General features: G+C 53.9%; 18 protein-coding genes and 1 pseudogene. 9 read left to right on the forward strand and 10 right to left on the reverse strand.

The genetic code is table 11. From position 1 onward, the window contains the following. Positions 1-10: 10 nt before the first annotated feature. Positions 11-1,087, reverse strand: coding sequence for an FUSC family protein (locus tag PSPTO_RS02710; RefSeq protein ID WP_005763809.1), 1,077 nt, complete (start codon positions 1,085-1,087; stop codon positions 11-13). On the opposite strand from PSPTO_RS02710, the gene PSPTO_RS30610 reads away from it, so the two are divergent. From PSPTO_RS30610 to PSPTO_RS02720, 3 genes are all read left to right on the forward strand, one after another. Beyond that, positions 1,001-1,267, forward strand: coding sequence for a hypothetical protein (locus PSPTO_RS30610; RefSeq protein WP_074842959.1), 267 nt, complete (start codon positions 1,001-1,003; stop codon positions 1,265-1,267). The genes PSPTO_RS02710 and PSPTO_RS30610 overlap by 87 nt on opposite strands. Before the next feature lie 129 nt (positions 1,268-1,396). Beyond that, complete coding sequence (locus tag PSPTO_RS02715; protein WP_005737537.1) at positions 1,397-1,720, forward strand: helix-turn-helix domain-containing protein; 324 nt, start codon at positions 1,397-1,399, stop codon at positions 1,718-1,720. After that, the gene (locus PSPTO_RS02720; protein ID WP_005763811.1) at positions 1,720-2,946 is read left to right on the forward strand and encodes a type II toxin-antitoxin system HipA family toxin; all 1,227 of its coding nucleotides are present in this window, start codon (positions 1,720-1,722) and stop codon (positions 2,944-2,946) included. Before PSPTO_RS02715 ends, PSPTO_RS02720 begins: the two co-directional genes overlap by 1 nt. Before the next feature lie 24 nt (positions 2,947-2,970). Here the strand turns inward: PSPTO_RS02720 and PSPTO_RS02725 are convergent, their stop codons facing one another. Then, complete coding sequence (locus PSPTO_RS02725; protein WP_005763812.1) at positions 2,971-4,101, reverse strand: Fic family protein; 1,131 nt, start codon at positions 4,099-4,101, stop codon at positions 2,971-2,973. 246 nt (positions 4,102-4,347) lie between these two features. Here PSPTO_RS02725 and PSPTO_RS02730 point away from each other — a divergent pair, with 246 nt between their 5' ends. Next, positions 4,348-5,646 carry a M20 family metallopeptidase gene (locus PSPTO_RS02730; RefSeq protein ID WP_011103171.1) on the forward strand — a complete coding sequence of 433 codons (1,299 nt, stop codon included), beginning with the start codon at positions 4,348-4,350 and terminating at the stop codon, positions 5,644-5,646. A gap of 170 nt (positions 5,647-5,816) precedes the next feature. Here PSPTO_RS02730 and PSPTO_RS02735 read toward each other — a convergent pair whose 3' ends face one another. From PSPTO_RS02735 to PSPTO_RS02765, 7 genes and pseudogenes are all read right to left on the reverse strand, one after another. Next, entirely contained in the window at positions 5,817-6,410 is a 594-nt protein-coding gene (locus tag PSPTO_RS02735; protein ID WP_011103172.1) for an Sbal_3080 family lipoprotein, read from the reverse strand. Positions 6,411-6,455: 45 nt separating this feature from the next. Further along, positions 6,456-6,668: pseudogene (locus tag PSPTO_RS02740) on the reverse strand (hypothetical protein); the annotation flags it as partial. A 481-nt stretch (positions 6,669-7,149) separates the two neighbouring features. Further along, positions 7,150-9,102 (reverse strand): hypothetical protein, encoded by a 1,953-nt coding sequence (locus tag PSPTO_RS02745; protein WP_011103173.1) that lies wholly within the window; start codon positions 9,100-9,102, stop codon positions 7,150-7,152. Next, a complete protein-coding gene (locus PSPTO_RS02750) occupies positions 9,099-9,986 on the reverse strand; it encodes a TRAFAC clade GTPase domain-containing protein (RefSeq protein ID WP_011103174.1) in 888 nt (295 codons plus the stop codon). Before PSPTO_RS02750 ends, PSPTO_RS02745 begins: the two co-directional genes overlap by 4 nt. Next, a complete protein-coding gene (locus PSPTO_RS02755) occupies positions 9,983-10,897 on the reverse strand; it encodes a TRAFAC clade GTPase domain-containing protein (RefSeq protein WP_226992678.1) in 915 nt (304 codons plus the stop codon). Before PSPTO_RS02755 ends, PSPTO_RS02750 begins: the two co-directional genes overlap by 4 nt. A 17-nt stretch (positions 10,898-10,914) precedes the next feature. Then, positions 10,915-11,235 carry a hypothetical protein gene (locus PSPTO_RS02760; RefSeq protein ID WP_046463868.1) on the reverse strand — a complete coding sequence of 107 codons (321 nt, stop codon included), beginning with the start codon at positions 11,233-11,235 and terminating at the stop codon, positions 10,915-10,917. A 137-nt stretch (positions 11,236-11,372) separates the two neighbouring features. Beyond that, positions 11,373-11,894, reverse strand: a complete 522-nt coding sequence (locus PSPTO_RS02765; RefSeq protein WP_011103176.1) for a plasmid mobilization relaxosome protein MobC — start codon at positions 11,892-11,894, stop codon at positions 11,373-11,375. Positions 11,895-12,443: 549 nt separating this feature from the next. Between PSPTO_RS02765 and virB5 the strand changes: the two genes are divergently transcribed. Genes virB5 through PSPTO_RS02790 form a run of 5 tightly spaced genes read left to right on the forward strand, consistent with a single transcriptional unit; the run spans position 12,444 to position 15,833 of the window. Then, positions 12,444-13,208, forward strand: a complete 765-nt coding sequence (virB5, locus tag PSPTO_RS02770; protein WP_011103177.1) for a P-type DNA transfer protein VirB5 — start codon at positions 12,444-12,446, stop codon at positions 13,206-13,208. 1 nt (position 13,209) lies between these two features. Next, positions 13,210-13,695, forward strand: a complete 486-nt coding sequence (locus PSPTO_RS02775) for a hypothetical protein (RefSeq protein WP_046463869.1) — start codon at positions 13,210-13,212, stop codon at positions 13,693-13,695. Then, positions 13,692-13,946 (forward strand): EexN family lipoprotein, encoded by a 255-nt coding sequence (locus tag PSPTO_RS02780; protein ID WP_011103178.1) that lies wholly within the window; start codon positions 13,692-13,694, stop codon positions 13,944-13,946. Before PSPTO_RS02775 ends, PSPTO_RS02780 begins: the two co-directional genes overlap by 4 nt. Positions 13,947-13,948: 2 nt before the next feature. Beyond that, positions 13,949-14,815, forward strand: a complete 867-nt coding sequence (locus PSPTO_RS02785) for a type IV secretion system protein (protein WP_046463871.1) — start codon at positions 13,949-13,951, stop codon at positions 14,813-14,815. A gap of 40 nt (positions 14,816-14,855) precedes the next feature. Then, complete coding sequence (locus tag PSPTO_RS02790; protein ID WP_007247571.1) at positions 14,856-15,833, forward strand: IS5-like element ISPssy family transposase; 978 nt, start codon at positions 14,856-14,858, stop codon at positions 15,831-15,833. A gap of 721 nt (positions 15,834-16,554) precedes the next feature. Here PSPTO_RS02790 and PSPTO_RS02795 read toward each other — a convergent pair. Continuing rightward, a complete protein-coding gene (locus PSPTO_RS02795; protein WP_046463959.1) occupies positions 16,555-17,655 on the reverse strand; it encodes a site-specific integrase in 1,101 nt (366 codons plus the stop codon). Positions 17,656-17,748: the final 93 nt, after the last annotated feature.

Raw genomic sequence — 17,748 nt, forward strand, 5'->3', positions numbered from 1 at the left:
GACATTTCCTTCAGAACTTCCAGCGTTTGGCGGTCTTGGCCAGACGTGCCTGCAAGCCGTCGAGGTTCTGCGCCAGTTGCTGAGTCATCAAGTGATAGCCCATCAATTCGGCCGGTATGACTGGCTGCACCGCTGGCGTTTCAGTCGTTTCAGGCGTACGTATCAAGCGCTCGGTCGCGCCGGTTTGCAGCGCGCGAGCCATGCCGATCAACTGCCGACGGATCTGCCGGTAATCGCCGTCCAGCGAGGCTTTCAACGATTCACCCGCCACCTTGTCCAGGTCGGCAGGACGAATGTTGGCGAGAATTTCCAGGGTGCTCAGGCACATGCGGAAATGCCCCTGAATGGCGTCCAGTTCGACCATGGACATCTTCACTTCCTTGGAGACCGACGGCAGCAGCGAGCGCAATTGCAGCATCGTGGCGTTGAGCCTGGCCGTGAGCTTGAGGTGCTCGTCAGCGGTGACCGGCTGGCCTTGCACAATGCGTCCGTACACCTTGGCGCAGTCACGCAGGCCGCTGGCCAGGTTGTAGCGCCACGAAAACACGGCGTACAACGGCAGCGCGAAGGAGAAGGCCAGCGCCAGCGCGATACCAATCAGGATATCTACCGTGCGCCACAGCCCGTCGCTGATCGGGTTGTAACCGTGTCCGGCAACGATAAACAGCGTAATCGCCGAGAGCAGCGCGGTGTAGCCGCCCTTGCCGATGGCGTGATAGGCGAAAAAGCCGCACAGCACCGACATCATTGCGTAGGTCAGCAGCGGCATTTCCAGATAACCCTGCTGCACCACCACAATCAGGCCGAGCCCGGCGCCGATCAGCGTCCCGTAGGCCCGTTCGACTGACTTTTTGCCGATATTGCCGTGATGCTGCAAACCGCCGATCACGATCAGCATGGTCACCGACGCCCATTCGCCATGCGGCAAATTCAGGCCCGTGGTCAGCAGGATGGTTACCAGCAACCCCACCGCAATCCGCGCCGCATGGATCAGCCGCGCATGCCGGTAACGGCGATACGGATCCAGCAAAGGACGCAGAACAGGGCGAAGCCAGGAGGGTATGAAAGCAGAGCGCGAATTCGTCATGCGTTAAGAGACCGCGAGGGTAGGGAAGAGATCCCTGATTGGATGATGGTAGGCCTCAGTAAGCCACATTTGACCGGCGATGGGTGGGGTTTGTTGGTGATCGGTGAGCATGGCCTTGCGCACATGAACGGTAGGAAAAGAGCTCTGAATGCAGTAAGAGCAAGATTTATGTCTTCTTAAGGTGGCTCTATATGAAGCTTTATCGTGGTTAATGTGTGTTTTCATGAGCCATTATCAGCAGCCAAAGGTGTGCATACGTGCTACTTTGTGATCTCTTGATTTCCCGCGCCCTGCTTGCCGGTATTGCTCATGAAAGCTTTTTTCCCCGTTCAATGCACCGACACGCTGATGCGCATTGCCCTGCTGGTGAAGCAGGCCAGGCTGCAGCAGGGCGTTCGCCAGATCGATCTCGCCGAGAGGCTGGGCATCACGCTTCGCACGTTCCGCCGCATTGAAGCTGGCAGCGCAGACGGCGTATCGCTGCGCGACTTCATGCTGGTGGTCTGGGGCCTGGGTGTGTCAGAGCGCTTGTTTCAGGGGCTGCGAGACGACGAGTCGTTCAGCGTCGAACAGCTTGAAGCTGCCGACCGCAAGCGCGTCCGCTTACCCAGGAACAGGCCGGAGGATTTCTGATGGCTCAGGCTTATATTTACATGGAGTGCCCTGTCAGCGGGCAGACGCTTACGCTGGGCAAGCTGACGATTCAGTCCGGTGTCGGGACTTTTCAGTATTCACCTGATGCGGTGCAGGAAAACATCTGGGTGCCGGATCCTTTCAGGTATCCGCTGTCTGCGCGCTCTTATTCCGTTACGAAAAATGGCGGCGTTCCCGGTTTTATTGACGACGCCATGCCGGACGGCTGGGGTGAGCGGCTGTTGCATCGGGTTGAGAAAGGCCCGCTGGATTCGATCCAGCTTCTGCTCAAGTCCCCCAACGGCGACAGAGCTGGCAACATCATGGCCGGTGCGGCGCGCGTGCCGCAGGACGGGTTGGGCCAGACGCCTCCCAAGGCCCTGCATGCCAGAGGCCTCGATCACTTTATCGATACTTGCGAAGCAATCTATGACAGCCAACTCACTGCCGAGCAACTGGAGATTCTCAAGGTCAGGGATCAGCGATCCTCGGCAGGTGGCGCTCGTCCAAAGCGAACCTACCTGTTCGACAAGAAGTTGATCCTGGCCAAGCCCCGTGACAAATTCGATCACTATGATCTGCCTTCTGTAGAGCATGCCTGCATGACATTCGCAGGGCTCAAAGGGCTTCAGGCGGCCAACACGTCGCTGTATCGCAGCGAAAGAATCAATACGCTTTTGGTCGAGCGCTTTGACCGGTTTTTTGAAGAGCGTACCGGTCGTTTTCGGCGGCTGCCGATGCTCAGCGGGCTGACCTTGCTGGATGCCGAGTGGAAAGCGCGTAGCCATCCGGATTGGCAATACGCTGCACTCGCTGACGAGCTCTATCGCCGGGGGGCTCCCGATCAGGACAGGCGAGAGCTGTATCGGCGCATGGCCTATAACGTGCTGGTCGGCAATGCCGATGACCATCCTCGTAACCACGCGGTTATCTGGAAAGACAGCACCTGGCGACTGTCGCCCATGTACGACGTGCTGCCGATTCTGGACCAAGGGCCTGCTCAGGTGCTTGCCATGTCGGTGGGTATCGAAGGTCCGCGTCTCAATCGAGGCAATCTGTTGAGCCAGCACAGTCACTTTGCGCTGAACAAGTCGCAAGCTGAAGCCGTGCTGGATGAGGTCGCAAGCTGGGAGGCCGAACTGCACGACTACTACAGCCAGTTCCTTGCTGGCGCGGAACTGGATGCTGCGGTCACTGCGACCAGTGGGGCGCGCCTGAAGCGTTAGCAGCGCCGTTGGTTTTGCGGCTCGCTACAGCGCAGACCAATTGATCTGATAGCGTGTACTTCGACCGCCACCTGGCAAGCGCACCAGGCAGTTGTTGGCGAGCAGGGCGCTTAAATGACGGGTAGCCGTGGCTTTGGAAACTTTCGCCACGGCTTGATACTGCGCAGCGCTCAGCCCCTCTTCAAAACCGCGCTCGCCTCCGTCAAGCAGACGATTGAGCACCTTTACCTGCTCGGCGGACAAGCCGTCGCGGGTGTGCAGTTGCCAAAACCGTGTTTTGGCCAGCACGCGTTCAATGCGAGCCAAGGCATGCTCAATACTGCTCAGCAATGTGCGCAGAAACCACTCCAGCCATTGGGTTATGTCGGTCGTGCTTTTCTGGCTGGCCTCCAATACGCGGTAATACCCGGTCCGGTCGTCGAGGATGCTGGCCGACATGGCGAACAGCCGAATGGCCTGCTGATCGCCCTGAGCCAGTGCCAGGTCAGTCAGTGCTCGTGTCAGACGACCATTGCCGTCATCAAAGGGATGCAGCGTCAAAAACCAGAAATGTGCAATACCGGCACGTATGAATGGGTCAAGACGCTGGTCATTCTGGCTGGTGGCAAACCAGTCGATAAAATCGTCCAACTGCCGGGAAAGCACCGGGCGGGGTGGCGCTTCAAAATGCACCTTTGGCCGATCAAGTCTTCCGGAAACAACCTGCATGGGATCGTCGCCACGCAGTTGGCCGGCCAGAATGCGCCCGGAGACTGAGTTGTCCTCCGCTGTAAACAGCCAGCGATGCCAGTCATACAGACGCTGCAAGTCAAGCGCCTGGGCGTGTCCTCGGATGGCGTCCAGCATCAGTTCGGCCAACCCCTCACTGCGAGGGCTCAGCTTGCCTTTATCGGCAATTCCCAGGCGACGGGCCAGTGAAGACCTTACAGAGCCCACATTCAACTGCTCGCCTTCAATGGCAGACGAGGTGATGATGTTCTGTAGCAGCGTATCCAGAACCTCCTGCATTCCGGTATCGCCAGCCACAGCACCGCTCATACCCAGCAACTGTCCTTGAGCCTTGGCACATGCCCGCAGTAACGGTGCGATGCGTTCTTCGTCCCAGCTGAAAAACGGCCAGTCCGGTTGCTGCCAGATCCAGAGATGTTCGGACATCGGATATGCCTGTGCAGTGAGCCGAATAAAGGATTTATTCGGCTCATGAGATGAGCCGATTGTGCAGGCTATTCGGCTCATCTTCCAGCGTCGCTTCTTTGGGTGGGTAAAATATTCGGGTTTGCATCTGTCGAACACCCGTTTAAGGGAACCCATAGAGCCTGCCTGCCACTTAAGTCGGCACAGTCAGGCCCGTCACGGGTAATCTGATGCTATTGATTGATCGCCAAGTGGACTCTATCCCGCATGAAAAAATGTATTGCTCTGCTCCTTACTCTGGTCGTCTGCGAAGGTGCATTGGCAGGAACGGCACGTGATGAACAGAACATCACGTCTTACATCGACAGTCACGGCACCGAACAGATCGCGTTGCTTGAGAAGCTGGTCAACATCAACAGCGGGACAGACAACGTTGAGGGTGTCGTCAAGGTCGGTAACCTGATCAAGCCGGAGCTGGAGGCGTTGGGTTTCGAGACCGCCTGGCACGACCTGCCCTCGGCAATGAACCATGCCGGCAGCCTTGTCGCTGTGCATGACGGCAGCAAGTCTGCAAAACGTATTCTGCTGATAGGCCATCTGGATACGGTCTTTCCTCAAACAAGCCGCTTTCAGACGTTCGCTTACCTGGACGGCGGCAAAAAAGCCAAGGGCCCCGGCGTCATTGATGACAAAGGCGGCGTGGTCACGATGCTTTATGCATTGCAGGCGCTCAAGCACAGCGGCGCGCTGGAAAAGATGAACATCTCGGTAGTCTTGATAGGCGATGAAGAGCTGGCGGCCAAACCGACCGAGATTTCCAGAGAGTGGCTGATCGCCGAAGCCAAAAGAAGCGACATTGCGCTGGGCTTCGAATTCGCCTTGTCGCCCAATCAACTGATCACCGAGCGAAGAGGGCTGAGCGAATGGTTTTTGACCAGCACCGGCATCGACAAACATTCAGCGACGATCTTTCAGCCTGAGACCGGTTTTGGTGCGATGTACGAGTCGGCCCGAGTGCTTGACGAGATTCGTCAGAAACTGTCGAACGAGCAGGGCCTGACCATCAATCCGGGACTCATTCTGGGCGGCTCAACGGCTGTGGAAGATAGCGCCAGTGGGCAAGGCACGGCTTCTGGAAGAAAGACAACAGTTGCCCGGATCACGTCGGTGCATGGTGATTTGCGCTTCAGCAGTGAAGACCAGAGGGCCTCTGCGGAAACCCGAATGAAGGACATAGCCAGTCACCCGCTGCCGCAGACCAACAGCGACCTGAAAATAAAAGCCATCATGCCGGTCATGGCGGATCGCGAAAGCAATCGCCAACTACTGGCAGCCTACAGTCAGGTCAGCCAGGATCTCGACGGACCTGCTTTGGAGTCGGCGCCTTCAGCAGAACGAGGCGGCGCAGATATTTCCTATGTGAACAAGTATGTGACTGCGAGCCTGGACGGTCTTGGTGCGTGGGGGGCAGGTGCGCACAGTGAAAATGAAACCATCGAGTTGGGCTCCTTGCCCGTGGTGACGAAACGGGCGGCTATTTTCCTGAGCCGCTATGGTAACCAGTGATTTGTCTTGGACAGGCGCAAGCTCTTTCGGGCTCTTTACAGTGACCAAGGGGGAAACTCCATGAAGTTCGACCTGCGCAGATCGTCGGACTCTGGCTGCCGCCTGACACTGAGCACGAATCGCGGGCAAAGGGATCAGGCGCTGGCAATTACCCCGGTAAGCTTGTCGAGCTATTCGGCCATTATTTGCTTGTAGCGCTTTTGATATTCAGCATAAGGAAGACTCTGATGTTTAAGCAGATCGAGCTGTTGCTGCTGGTAGGCTTCTTTTGTCAGGGGGGATGTGCCGGCAACTGAGTTCGAACCTTGGGCGCCTTTCAACCCTGCGGCGCCTTTGGGAAATAACTGGTTGGTCATCTCGGTGATCTTTTTCTCTGCATTGATAAACTTGTCGATCACACGTCCACCGCCCCAGCGCGAATCATATTCAGCCTGGCCCACTTGCTGACCAAATTGATAAACGCGAATGTCGGCATAACTCATGTAAATGGCCACGTCCCAACTCCAGGTTCCGATATAGGTTGTCGTCAGAGGGCAGCTGGACGGGCTGCTGCCCGGCGGAATCTGACGTGTATGAAAGCCTTTCTCGGTCAGCAACCTGACGTAGGTCGTATTGAACCCTTCGCGCAGACCCTTAGCAGGAATCATGCAGATTTCCGGTGCCAGGTCCTGAGAAAGCTGAACGGGAGTCACCGTTTGGTTGATGGTGCACCCCGATGCCAATACTGCGGATGCCACTATGATGGAGATATAAAGGGTGCGCATGGCGACCTCCTTGTCATTAATAAGGCCGGCAAGGTACCACGGCTTTTACTGATTCATTGTCCCGTCCTGGTTAGAGGGCATCTGTCCGTGTTCCCCAGCCAGGTACTTCGCCATCGCCGCGAAGCGTCGCCGGGTTTCAATTTCAAACAACCTGTTGATCAGCGAATCAAACATCCACCCCAGCCAGCGGGGTCTCAAACGCAGATTGAACGTATACGTCAGTTCGGACGTGTTATCGCCGAGGTCTTTGTGGTGCATAATGCCCCTACGCATGGATGAATACCGCCATCGCGAGCTGCACCCGATTTTTCAGATGAACCTGGCAAATGTGGACAGCAAGGCTAATGCAGCCACCGAGTGAGGATTTCCATGTGGACACTTTGGTGATTTTTGGGGCTAAGCATGACTCTGGTTTGCCCCGGTCCAAAACGAAAAAAGCCGCGCAATGCGCGGCTTTCAAAGGTGGTGGGCCCACACGGACTCGAACCGTGGACCAAAGGATTATGAGTTGCTGGGCGACGTGCTATGCCTAGAGAAATCGTTCGTAGGTGAACGTAGGTTGGCATAGCTGGAGGCCCCGGTTTCACTGGTGTTTAGCGTAGTTTAGAGAAAGTGTCTCAAGCTGAGTACTGTACTGTGGTTGTACTGATTTTTCAGCGTATCTCGCAGGGAGGGCGTGTCTCCCTCCCCGCACTCCACCCTAGTGAACACAGGGCTACGATGAGTTACTTGCCAAACTTCAGTCGTCTGCGGCCTCGGCATAGTGTTTTCCGCCAGGAACGTCTGACGCAGCATCTACAAGCATCCTGCGTATCCTCCTGGTATTACCTAACTTGGCGTAGCTTTGAGGGGGCCACCGAAATCGAACGTAAGCATTTGCTATTGCTACACGGAAACGCAGAGCCACGTCCCACCTACGAATCCAACCTACGTCTGGCAGCAGGTCTTCAAGGAGATCTCGCGCGGAGTCGGACAACCTTGATGCGAGTAACTGTTCATGTATGACATCGAACAGCTTTTCGACTAGGAGTATTCCGCTGCTATCTCCAGATGAGATTGCGATCCCAACTAGGAAGCTATACAAAGTGTCCGCTTGCTCTGTGGGGAGATCATTTGAAGCTTTGCTGAGAATTGGGGCCCATAACGCTGGACCTGCTGCAACGACACTTGGCGTCAGCCAGCCCAATATTTCCGCCATTGCGTAAAGCTGGCTCATACGGGACACGAAGCGCAAAACCTCGGGCTGTAATAATACAGCGGGATTTTGCCTAAGCTTTTGCCACCAAACGTCTGCGACATGTGTGCTTGCACCACCCGCCGCTAATACGATTTGCCCAGCCATTAGGATGGGAAAATGCTCGAACGCCACCTCGGCTAAGGTGCGGTCGTTTCTCATAAGCAATTTCGCCAACAGCGCGTCAACTCCGGGAAGCTTCTCAGGGATCAGCGGCAGAAGTTCAATCACCGCAGGGCTTTCCAGATCAAGAAACCAATCTGCAAGCAAAAGCCCCGGGTTTTCCCGCATGATCCGTTTACGAGTTTGGGAGGATGCTTGTGTGAGTAGCCAAGTCAGCGATTCCTGAGTTCCTCGGGTTAGAAGGTCAAACACCGATTGGCCTATAGGATCAACTGCGTCCACAGTGATCTCTATTAGGGAAAGCATCTCCTTACGCCTCTCTGGCCACAGATCAATAAGTTTTGATATGCCGGAGCATGTTGGCATTGGGAAAACAGCGCGTCCTGCTCCCGATAGTACGAGTTGTAGCAATTGCGGTTGGGCCACGGGGGCCAGATTGCCATCCACGAGATCTTGCTTCAGGTGCTGTGCGTCATCTAAAGTCGAAAATGATGTGGTTACAATCTCAATCAAACGTTCGCCTGAATCATGCGTCCCTTCGGTGTCGATGGCCTTGATTTCTGCCAGCGGGAGAAACGAACCGCGCTGGCGTCTGACATCGCGCCCATAGCGCCATAGGAAAGGTCTCAGCGTACCTGCTGTTCCCTCTTGAACATCAAGTGCAGCAGATTCGAGCCAAGGCAAATCCTTCACGCCATCACGTGATGGCGTTGTAATGGTTAGAGCCAGTTCTACTGTGATGTCAAAGCGCATGGAGCCTGTAGAGCGCGGTGCTCTTGAAGCCGCAGTCTGGAAGCGAAGGTTGCGTCTTAGTCTCGGCCATTGTTGGGACCAGACAGCAAAAAGCGGAGCGTCCAATTGGCCAGGTGACTCAACCTCTATCGACGGAGAGCCTCCAGTGTAGAGAGACAGAAGGAGTCGCTTGAGTATTGCGATGTCGACCGACTTAGGGGATTGCACCAATTGGCTTACGTCGTGCGTCAGTGGCTCACGATAACGCTCTTTATCGACCAGCCCTTTGGGGCGGATCGCGAAGGCTTGTAATACTGACAAATCCTCAATCGATTCGAAGAGCGCGGGTTCAAGAAGAAGGGCATGCGTCCATACACATCCTGGCCGAGACATTTCGGGGGCAGGCCATGTACGCATCAAAACATACCGGCTGATGCCAGGTACTGGAAGACCAGTCCAGTAGCCCTCTGACTGATTGAAAATAGTCCCAGGCGCCAAATCGCTAAGCTCGGTAAGAAATGAAGTCTCGGTACCTAAGGGGAGCGATGATGCGAGTAGCCTATGCCCGTCATCATAACCAAATAAACACTGATCGAATTTCATTCTTCCGCCGACATCAGCCAGACAAGGGGGGCTGTTAAGTCGTGACCTTCGCCATCATGCCTAACGATCTGAACTCGCCGACTCGGCACGATCTTCGTGGCATCGTCAACCGCAACGTCGTCATCAAGGCGAACACCCTGTGCCGAGATGCCATAAACCTGGTAAGTGAATGACATACCGTTGGTGCGAAGAAATTGGTCAACAAGGGGCATGTTTTTAGCCAGCCACTGTTCAGGGCTATGGCCCTGATCTCGAACGAGATCCCATGCTGAAATCATAAAAGCAAGTTTGCGGGAGCGGTGGGTAAATGGGGGGCGCAAGAGGTCGCTAAGCAATTGAACTACTCGGACCTGCGCAGGCAGAAATTTTGGTTCCCACTCAGGCACTTTGACAGGGGTACCTACCTCCCCCAATTCTTGAGGCAACTCTAGCCCAGAAATATTCCCAGCAGCGTCTTTTGGCAACCGTGCGTTAAGATCGATGATTGATAGTCCGTCCTCTTTCACATCTGCGTTGATGAAAAAAAGAATTCCGTCCTCGGCATCGGCCTGTTCGACAAACTCACGTCGACAACGTCGTTCCTCAACCTGAAGGTCAAATATTTCTCCGGCCAAGTCTGGGAAGAGCGCCGTGCCCCGAGCTCCTGTTACACGATCATGTAGATAGATCGTCACATCCGTATCGCCAGTTTGCGATGTGCGAGGGACCTTTTTAAAGTTACGCCACGCATCGGCAATATTATTAAGGTAGGTAAAATCTCCCCGGAAATGGTCCATTACAAGACGACATTCGGTCTCTCCTGACTCCACCAAATGCCATAGCGCAGCCAAAAAAGTAGTTTTGCCAGACGCAGGTAATCCCATGATTACGAAACTAGCGTTCATGAGTGGCTCCCTCTCAACAAAAGTCGATCAAACTCGCTCACTAATGCGGGGAGTTTCGGGTCATCCAGATAAGATTTGTGGGGTGGCAAAATCCAGCTCCTTAAAAGCCTATCCATCCCGCTGGCAGGGGCCACATTTCCATCGGGATCACGTGCAGCTGTGCGAAATGTCGTTAATAGGAACCTACCTTCTAGCAGTGCGGTAAGATTAGCCTCAAAGGTAGCCAAAGCTTCCAGTGCATCAGCAGCTGCATCGCCCTTAAGCAAGTCAAACTTGGTAGTAACAAGTTGGATCTGTGTTTGAGGGTCAATGCCGCCAGACTCCACCAGGGCTCGAGTAATTGTGCGAACGGAAGCGAAAACGCCCGCGCGCATTCGTGGTTGAGCCACTCGTTCTCCATCTAAGATAAGAACAATCGTGGAGGCTTTCCGAATTTCTATCAGGTTAGCGGCAAGCTCGGGTCTGTCGCGCACGTCTCTATAACTCTCCCCCGCACGCTCGGAAATCAAGAGGTCTGTACGTTCTAGGCTGGTCTCATCTGAAACTGCAATATGAAAGAAAGTCAGTCCATCCTGCGCTGATGTACGTGGGGTATCTGGGTTATCTGCCCCATATTCTGCACGCGACTGAAAGCTTTTCCTTTCGAAACCTTGAAGGCTTAAGCTGTGGGAAAAAAGCGTCTCTGCAAAAGGTCCTCGTAAAAACTGCTCGTACAGCTGAGCGACCAGAGTTGTCTTGCCACCGTTTCGCTCGCCAACAATGGTGACAATCGAGGCTTTTCGCCACCGCAGTAGCATGTCAGCATCATCCAGCGACAACATTGAGGATGCTGGCAACGGCTCCCAATGCTTATCCGAATTCGCTGCCTGCTCGGTCTCCGATTGTTCGAAGACGTCAATGTCGACGTCCAACTCTTCATGCTCGTCTGTCACAGCAGTTGACCCAACAAGTTTTCGCGATAGAGCTGGTTCGCAAGCGCCATTGGTTCACTCGCGAAGGAAGCATCTAGGCCGGTTTGGCTTGAGAAGCGCACGTGCCATCCCCCGACACCCATAGTTTTGGCAAGATTAATTGCCGTGGTAACCGGAGCGAGTCTGGGCGGCAACGTTGTCGAAAGAGTTTCAAGACGCTCAAGATCTTCAGGAGTAAAATTGTCGATAACCTTGGAAAGCTCGATCGCTTGACGGGTGGGTACGTCAGCGATATGCAATGATGCACCGACCCACCGTGCGTCATCAATTAGATTCATAGGTGGGTTTGGGTCGACAGCCTCTGCTCGCGGCAGGCCATAGTGGATTAAAACCTGCAGTCGGTCCGTCTAGGGCGGCGGGTGGCATTAGTCATATCCACTTCAGCGAGCCAGAATGATTCCAGCAGATGCGATGTTCATTCGATATCCCAACGCTCAAGGCTTGCTCGAATGGCTTGGCTGACGACTCCAGTGTGCTTTCGGATAAGCTCGCTCAGCGCCTCGATCCTCTCGAGAGTGACTGGCTCATATTCGCCCTCATTCAACCGACGGGCAACCTGGTTGAGGTTCCTTCCTAGAGCCAAAAGCTGATAGTTCGACTCACCTAATGCGTCGATCTCGCTCATGCCGAATTGCGGTTCGTGAGTTAAGCCCACTCGGATGGCGTCGACAATCCACCGCCGCATAGAGCACCGCTCTGTTCGACTACGCTCTTTGATCGCTGCTTTTTCTGAGGCAGTCAGCAGGATTTCAAAGCGTTGCTTGGGCTCGCTAGTCGGAGTCTCTGCAATTTGCTGATAAGTCCTCGGCTCAGAGGTTGCTGCATGCGCCAGTTGCTGCTCAATAGCCGCTTTGATTGCTGTCCCCGGAGACTTGCCCAAAGCAAGGCAATAATCCGTCCAGCTGGCTTTAAGCTCTGCTCCTAGGTGGATGTTCATGGAACGGCTCGGCTTCTCCACAAATACTCCCAGTCAACGATAAATAGTTTAGCAAGGTCATACTTTGTTACGAGTGTGCGCACACATTACCGGCGATTAGCCTATCCTGCACTAGTATTTCGTGACAATGAAAACTTCGTCATGACGAAGGATTAGGAGCTCATTACTCGACGGTTGAGCCAAAGTTATATAGTTGGTTTGCCAATATAAAGTGTTTTGGTTTTAGCTGATGCGCCACTAGCTTTTGGACAGAGAAAAACTTCGTCATGACGAAGTTTCCTGGACGGTCGGTACTTCAGGTCATAGCACCATAATGAGATAATTGTTTCGCCAAAATACTGTTTTTTGGTTTCTAAAACGAACGCTGAAACCGCCTCGCTGATGCTGCTTGCATTATGGGCGCGGCCCTTAAAAGACGGGGCCTACACCGGGTAAGACTGGCGCATAGTCACCCCAAGAACGGCAACGCCGTGCCGGGTGCGATTCCTAAACAGATCGACAGGCCGGACAGACGGTCCAGCGCTCACCATTGCTAATGGAGAGGTGACTATGGATCTGTTTAAGTGTCTGGCTCGTATGGGCAAGCAACCGCTTCGTATTACTGCCGCATTTTCATCGTTGATGTGCGCGCAGCAGGGTTTTGCACAAATTCCTGTAACCGTTACCAGCCAGGTAACCGAATCCCCGATGACTATCGCTGAGTTTGCTTCCAACTCCACCCGTTGGGGTCAGCAGGTTCAACAGATGGCTTCTCAGATTGACCAGATGAAGCAGCAGTACGGAGCGATCACAGGCTCGCGAGGACTCGGAAGAGTGTTCGATGATCCTCAGCTCCGAGAGTATCTGCCTCAAGAATGGCAAGCGGTCTATGACTCAGTGAAAAGCGGCGGATATTCAGGCCTGGATGGCCGTGCCGAGATGATCTATGCAGATAACAAGGTGTTCGATGCATGCCAAAGTTTCGCTCAGGATGAGCAACGGGCTGCCTGTCAGGCGCAGGCTGTAAAGCCATCGCAGGACAAAGCGTTCGCATTGGACGCCTATGATCAAGCCAAGGGTAGGCTGCGTCAGCTTGATCAGCTCATGGGGCAAATTGATAAAACCCAAGATCCCAAAGGCATCGCCGAGTTACAGGGGCGCATTGCTGCAGAGCAAGCAATGATTCAAAACGAGCAGACCAAGTTGCAGATGTTCCAAATGGTGGCTCAGGCAGAGGACAAGGTACAGGAGCAGAGGCAGCGTGAATTGAATGCCCAGATTCTTGATAAGCGAGGATTCAAGACTCGCACCATGCTGAACCTGGGGGGAAATTGAAATGGTTTCGTACGCTCACATCCTCCCGATCATCGTTTGCTTCTTCATTCTCACGTCATTGCGTAGATTCTGGTTGTGTATCGGCTGGTTCGGCGCTCTGAAAGAGGTATCGCGGCGTGCCCCAGAACTGATTCAGAGTGATCTGCTCGCCGCCGCGACGGCAGTGATGCCATTCCTCTTGGCGCTTGCTGATTGGCTCCAGATAGTCCCGCCTCGAGCAACAGGCCCGATTTCATCAACGCTCGCAGTTTTGATTTCATTTGCCTGCGCGCTTGCCTCGGCTCTTTTGGTTTCGAAGGCCGAAGCTCGCATTGCTGGTAGTTGGGCTGGCACAAGAGAAAGTGCCCTGCGCACGCTCGCCGCTTTGCAGATTATCGATACCGCTGAACTCGCGTACTCCCTTAAATACGCAGAGTACTTTCGAGCTAAGGCGCGTTGCGCATCGCCCCGGAACCTGAGCGTTGTCGAGCGGGAGGATCAGGAATGATTACCTCTCGTTGGTTGGTTTTGTTTTCCCTACTGCTCACAGGATGCGGAGCGGATGAACCTGTCCGTTCTGTCGATTGGTATAAGGCTCATAACGCAGAAAGGGCGACTCAGATCTCGGAATGTGAGCGTGATCCGGGAAGGCTTGCGTTGACGCCGAATTGCGTCAATGCCAAGCAGGCCGAGAATGAACTGCGGCTTGCTGAACGAGGGTTCCGTAAGCGCGAGACTTTAGATTTGAAGGAGCCGTGACCATGGAATCCAATTTCTACGAATGGGTAGGTGGATCTATCGATGTCGTATTGAACGACTACGTCCAGCTCATGGCGCAGACTGTCGTTGGCGACTTCTCCGTTTTGCTCGCTTTGGGTGGCGCGCTATTTTTCATGACGATGGGGCTATTGTCTGTCGGCGGCTTTATTGAGCAACCTCTACCACATCTTTTCAAAATCGCAATTAAATGGGCGTTCATTGGCGCTCTGGCATTAAACGCGAACACATACCTTGGATGGGTTGTGGAAGCGATTCGTGGCCTGGAAGTTGGGTTGGCTGATGCGTTTTCCCCCAATGGAAAGGGAGCTACTGCGACGTCTGTCTATCAGGTAATCGACAGGGCTATGACTGATGGTTTCAAAATTGCCTCTGATCTCCTTGCCCGCGCAGGGAGGCGAGGCATAACGGAGATAGGCATGATGTGCTATGACTTGCTCATGGCCGGCACGATGCTTGTCGCAACATTTCTGATCACGCTGCCTGCTGGTGCCATGATCATTACCGCCAAGGTGCTGATGTCGTTTCTGCTGGGGTGTGGCCCGATCTTCATCGCAATGCTGCTCTTCGGCCAAATGACCGGCAAGTGGTTCGACCAATGGTTTGCGCAGGTGATGAACTACATCATGCAGAGCGCGGCAATAACGTCCGTGCTGACGCTAGGTATGAAGTTTTTCACTACGATGTTGACGGACATCCAACCGACTTCTGGGAATGGCCCCGCGACCGATATGTTGGAGGTATTGGCTCTGAGTGGGATAGTCCTCTACATGGTCTATCAAGCCAGTTCCCTGGGAAGCCAACTTGCGGGTGGTTTATCGTCTAGGGAAACTCTGAAAAAGGTTTCCTGATTTGGCAAAATACCCCAACACCTTTCACCGAGCTTCCCTGATGAAACAGATGACCTTCGCCGATGCCGAGTACGCGGGTAAACGTAAGCATACCCGCCGCGAGCGCTTTCTCATCGAGATGGATCAGGTTGTGCCCTGGAAAGGCTTGATTGCCCTTATCGAACCACATTATCCAAAGGGCGAAGGTGGCCGTCCGGCTTATCCGCTGATGGCGATGCTGCGTATTCACCTGATGCAGAACTGGTTTGGTTACAGCGATCCGGCGATGGAGGAAGCACTTTACGAGACAACGATCCTGCGCCAGTTCGCAGGGTTGAGTCTGGATCGAATCGCCGATGAAACCACGATTCTCAACTTCCGGCGTCTGTTGGAAAAGCATGAGTTGGCAGGCGGGATTTTGCAGGTCATCAATGGCTATCTGGGTGATCGAGGTTTGATGCTGCGCCAAGGTACGGTGGTCGATGCGACGATCATTCATGCGCCGAGCTCGACCAAGAACAAGGACGGCAAACGCGATCCCGAAATGCATCAGACGAAGAAAGGAAACCAGTATTTCTTCGGCATGAAAGCGCATATCGGCGTCGATGCCGAGTCGGGTTTAGTCCATAGCCTGGTGGGTACTGCGGCGAATGTGGCGGACGTGACTCAGGTTGATCAATTGCTACATGGTGAGGAAACCTATGTCAGCGGTGATGCGGGCTACACCGGCGTGGACAAGCGTGCGGAGCATCAGGATCGTCAGATGATCTGGTCAATTGCGGCCCGCCCAAGCCGTTATAAAAAGCATGGCGAGAAAAGTTTGATCGCACGGGTCTATCGCAAAATCGAGTTCACGAAAGCCCAGTTACGGGCGAAGGTTGAACATCCGTTTCGCGTGATCAAGCGCCAGTTTGGTTATACGAAAGTCCGGTTTCGCGGGCTGGCTAAAAACACCGCGCAACAGGCTACTCTGTTTGCCTTGTCGAACCTTTGGATGGTGCGAAAACGGCTGCTGGCGATGGGAGAGGTGCGCCTGTAATGCGGAAAAACGCCTTGGAAAGGTGCTGTTTGAAGGAAAATCGATGAGTTAAGAGCGGAAAACGTCTAATTATCTGATCGGGCGAGCTTTTTTTGAACCTCAGGCCATGAGAGCGTCAAAAATCGATGCCTACTTCAGACCTTCCTTAGGTAAGTGGATTAGATAGGCAAGCAGTCCCGTGGCTCCCCAGGAAAGTGAACTATCCCTAAGTAGTTTATTAGGGAGAACTGTAAAGTCCCTTTCATATCTATGCCTTATGGTTACTGAGTCTTTCATGGCCTTACTGCTCTGAGGATGGCGCTTCTAGGTGCAGTACCGTGTTGACTTGACTGGTCCTAAAATAAACCCGTCGTCCTATTTTAATCATGGTTGAGCGGAGCGCTCTGGATATCTCGCTATCTGCATAGAGAGATACGCGCACTCCGTCAGTCGAGCGACCCAAGAGTTTCGCGAGATCTGGTAAGGTCATAAGTGGCCCAAATTTATGCAGTAGATACTGTTCAGTAGTCATCCGTAAATTCGCTTTGTCTGCGGTAGATGAGCGAAGTTTTATATGTCGAGTAGTACGTGTCAAATGTAGTGGTGACAATGAAGTCGCCAAGTTGTATGAGATTGGCAGGGGCGCTGTCACCATTTTAGTGCCAAGGTTATATGTTTTGGCTTTTCTGGGCGAAACTAACTAGTTGTGACAGTTAGGTTTTTCAGATTTTTTTTAATTTGCTTATTTTTTTTCACTTTTGGATCTGTTCCGACCCTGAGTCTGGGGAGCCGAGCCAATTCGGTCGAGTCTAGCGACCAAATCCTCGGCTCTGAGATGGGTGTATCGCTTGAGCATCTGCATCGACTTGTGGCCACTAATGGCTGAAACCTCTTGGTCAGATAGCCCGCCTTCGACAAGCCGACTCACTGCCTCATGACGCAGGTCGTGAAACCTGAAGTCAGGTAGGTCGAGCTTCTTCTTCAGCTGACCCCAAATTTTCGTGAAGGTATACGGCCGACGCTTACCGTCCTTTCCAGGCTCGCCGAAGAACACCAGATTGCAGTCGATTGGTCGCACCGGGTTATCCATCGCGGCTTTGAATACTTCGGTGGCACGCTTGCTTAGAGGCACAGTGCGCGAGCCGTCGTTCTTTGTGTCGGAGAGACGTATGACGCGCTTTGCCAAATCCACTTGAGGTCGACGTAGGGATGAGATCTCTGACGAGCGCATGCCCGTTTCCAAAGCGATGCAAACAATCCAGCCCAACATAGGATTGCTATGTCGATTCACGGCCGCGAGCAAAAGACGTTCTTCCTCCGGCGATAGCCTCCGATCACGACCATCCCCAGGGCTGGGCTTACGGATATTCAGCACTGGGTTGAAAGTCAGGCCCAAACCCCACTCTTGAATCGCTACGGTGTACAAGTGGCTCAACAGGGCCAGTTCGAGGCGCACTGTGTTGTTGCTAATGGTCCCACCACGGCTGGGCTCGTTCAGGCGCTTGTCGCGATAGCCGGCGATGATGTCAGCGGAGAGCGCAGCCAGTGAGTATTTGCCCAGATGCTCGATGAGCTTCTTGGCTTTCGAGGTTTCGCCACGCTGAGTGGTGGGCTTCTTGGTGGGGGTGATGTCGCTCAAGTAGCGCTTTAGGGCCGCCTCCAGCGTCATGCGCTCGGAGCCGCTGCGCTGGATATACACACCTCTGACCATTTCGTCTTCGGTGCGACGTGACCAGTCCTCCGCATCGCGTTTGGTGCGGAAGGTTTTAGCCACAGTTGGCCAGCCGGTTTTGCGGATCAAAGCCTTCCAGGTGCCGGAAGGGGTTTTGACTAGTGTTGCCATCTGAAAGGACTCCAAAGGTGTACTGGCGCACCAGCACTGTACCGATTTTGTACCTTTAGACCATAGGACTGTATTTGTGCAGAGCCACCCAGA

This window comes from Pseudomonas syringae pv. tomato str. DC3000 (assembly GCF_000007805.1).
Taxonomy (GTDB): domain Bacteria; phylum Pseudomonadota; class Gammaproteobacteria; order Pseudomonadales; family Pseudomonadaceae; genus Aquipseudomonas; species Aquipseudomonas avellanae.

Excerpts from the sequence above, each read along its gene's own strand:
- PSPTO_RS02730 (WP_011103171.1), top strand. The coding sequence starts at position 4,348 with ATGAAAAAATGTATTGCTCTGCTCCTTACTCTGGTCGTCTGCGAAGGT.
- PSPTO_RS02780 (WP_011103178.1), top strand. The coding sequence starts at position 13,692 with ATGATTACCTCTCGTTGGTTGGTTTTGTTTTCCCTACTGCTCACAGGA.
- virB5 (WP_011103177.1), top strand. The coding sequence starts at position 12,444 with ATGGATCTGTTTAAGTGTCTGGCTCGTATGGGCAAGCAACCGCTTCGT.
- PSPTO_RS02775 (WP_046463869.1), top strand. The coding sequence starts at position 13,210 with ATGGTTTCGTACGCTCACATCCTCCCGATCATCGTTTGCTTCTTCATT.
- PSPTO_RS02720 (WP_005763811.1), top strand. The coding sequence starts at position 1,720 with ATGGCTCAGGCTTATATTTACATGGAGTGCCCTGTCAGCGGGCAGACG.
- PSPTO_RS02790 (WP_007247571.1), top strand. The coding sequence starts at position 14,856 with ATGAAACAGATGACCTTCGCCGATGCCGAGTACGCGGGTAAACGTAAG.
- PSPTO_RS02760 (WP_046463868.1), bottom strand. The coding sequence starts at position 11,235 with ATGAATCTAATTGATGACGCACGGTGGGTCGGTGCATCATTGCATATC.
- PSPTO_RS02765 (WP_011103176.1), bottom strand. The coding sequence starts at position 11,894 with ATGAACATCCACCTAGGAGCAGAGCTTAAAGCCAGCTGGACGGATTAT.
- PSPTO_RS02725 (WP_005763812.1), bottom strand. The coding sequence starts at position 4,101 with ATGTCCGAACATCTCTGGATCTGGCAGCAACCGGACTGGCCGTTTTTC.
- PSPTO_RS02715 (WP_005737537.1), top strand. The coding sequence starts at position 1,397 with ATGAAAGCTTTTTTCCCCGTTCAATGCACCGACACGCTGATGCGCATT.
- PSPTO_RS02795 (WP_046463959.1), bottom strand. The coding sequence starts at position 17,655 with ATGGCAACACTAGTCAAAACCCCTTCCGGCACCTGGAAGGCTTTGATC.
- PSPTO_RS02735 (WP_011103172.1), bottom strand. The coding sequence starts at position 6,410 with ATGCGCACCCTTTATATCTCCATCATAGTGGCATCCGCAGTATTGGCA.
- PSPTO_RS02785 (WP_046463871.1), top strand. The coding sequence starts at position 13,949 with ATGGAATCCAATTTCTACGAATGGGTAGGTGGATCTATCGATGTCGTA.
- PSPTO_RS02750 (WP_011103174.1), bottom strand. The coding sequence starts at position 9,986 with ATGAACGCTAGTTTCGTAATCATGGGATTACCTGCGTCTGGCAAAACT.
- PSPTO_RS02745 (WP_011103173.1), bottom strand. The coding sequence starts at position 9,102 with ATGAAATTCGATCAGTGTTTATTTGGTTATGATGACGGGCATAGGCTA.
- PSPTO_RS30610 (WP_074842959.1), top strand. The coding sequence starts at position 1,001 with ATGCCGGTAACGGCGATACGGATCCAGCAAAGGACGCAGAACAGGGCG.
- PSPTO_RS02710 (WP_005763809.1), bottom strand. The coding sequence starts at position 1,087 with ATGACGAATTCGCGCTCTGCTTTCATACCCTCCTGGCTTCGCCCTGTT.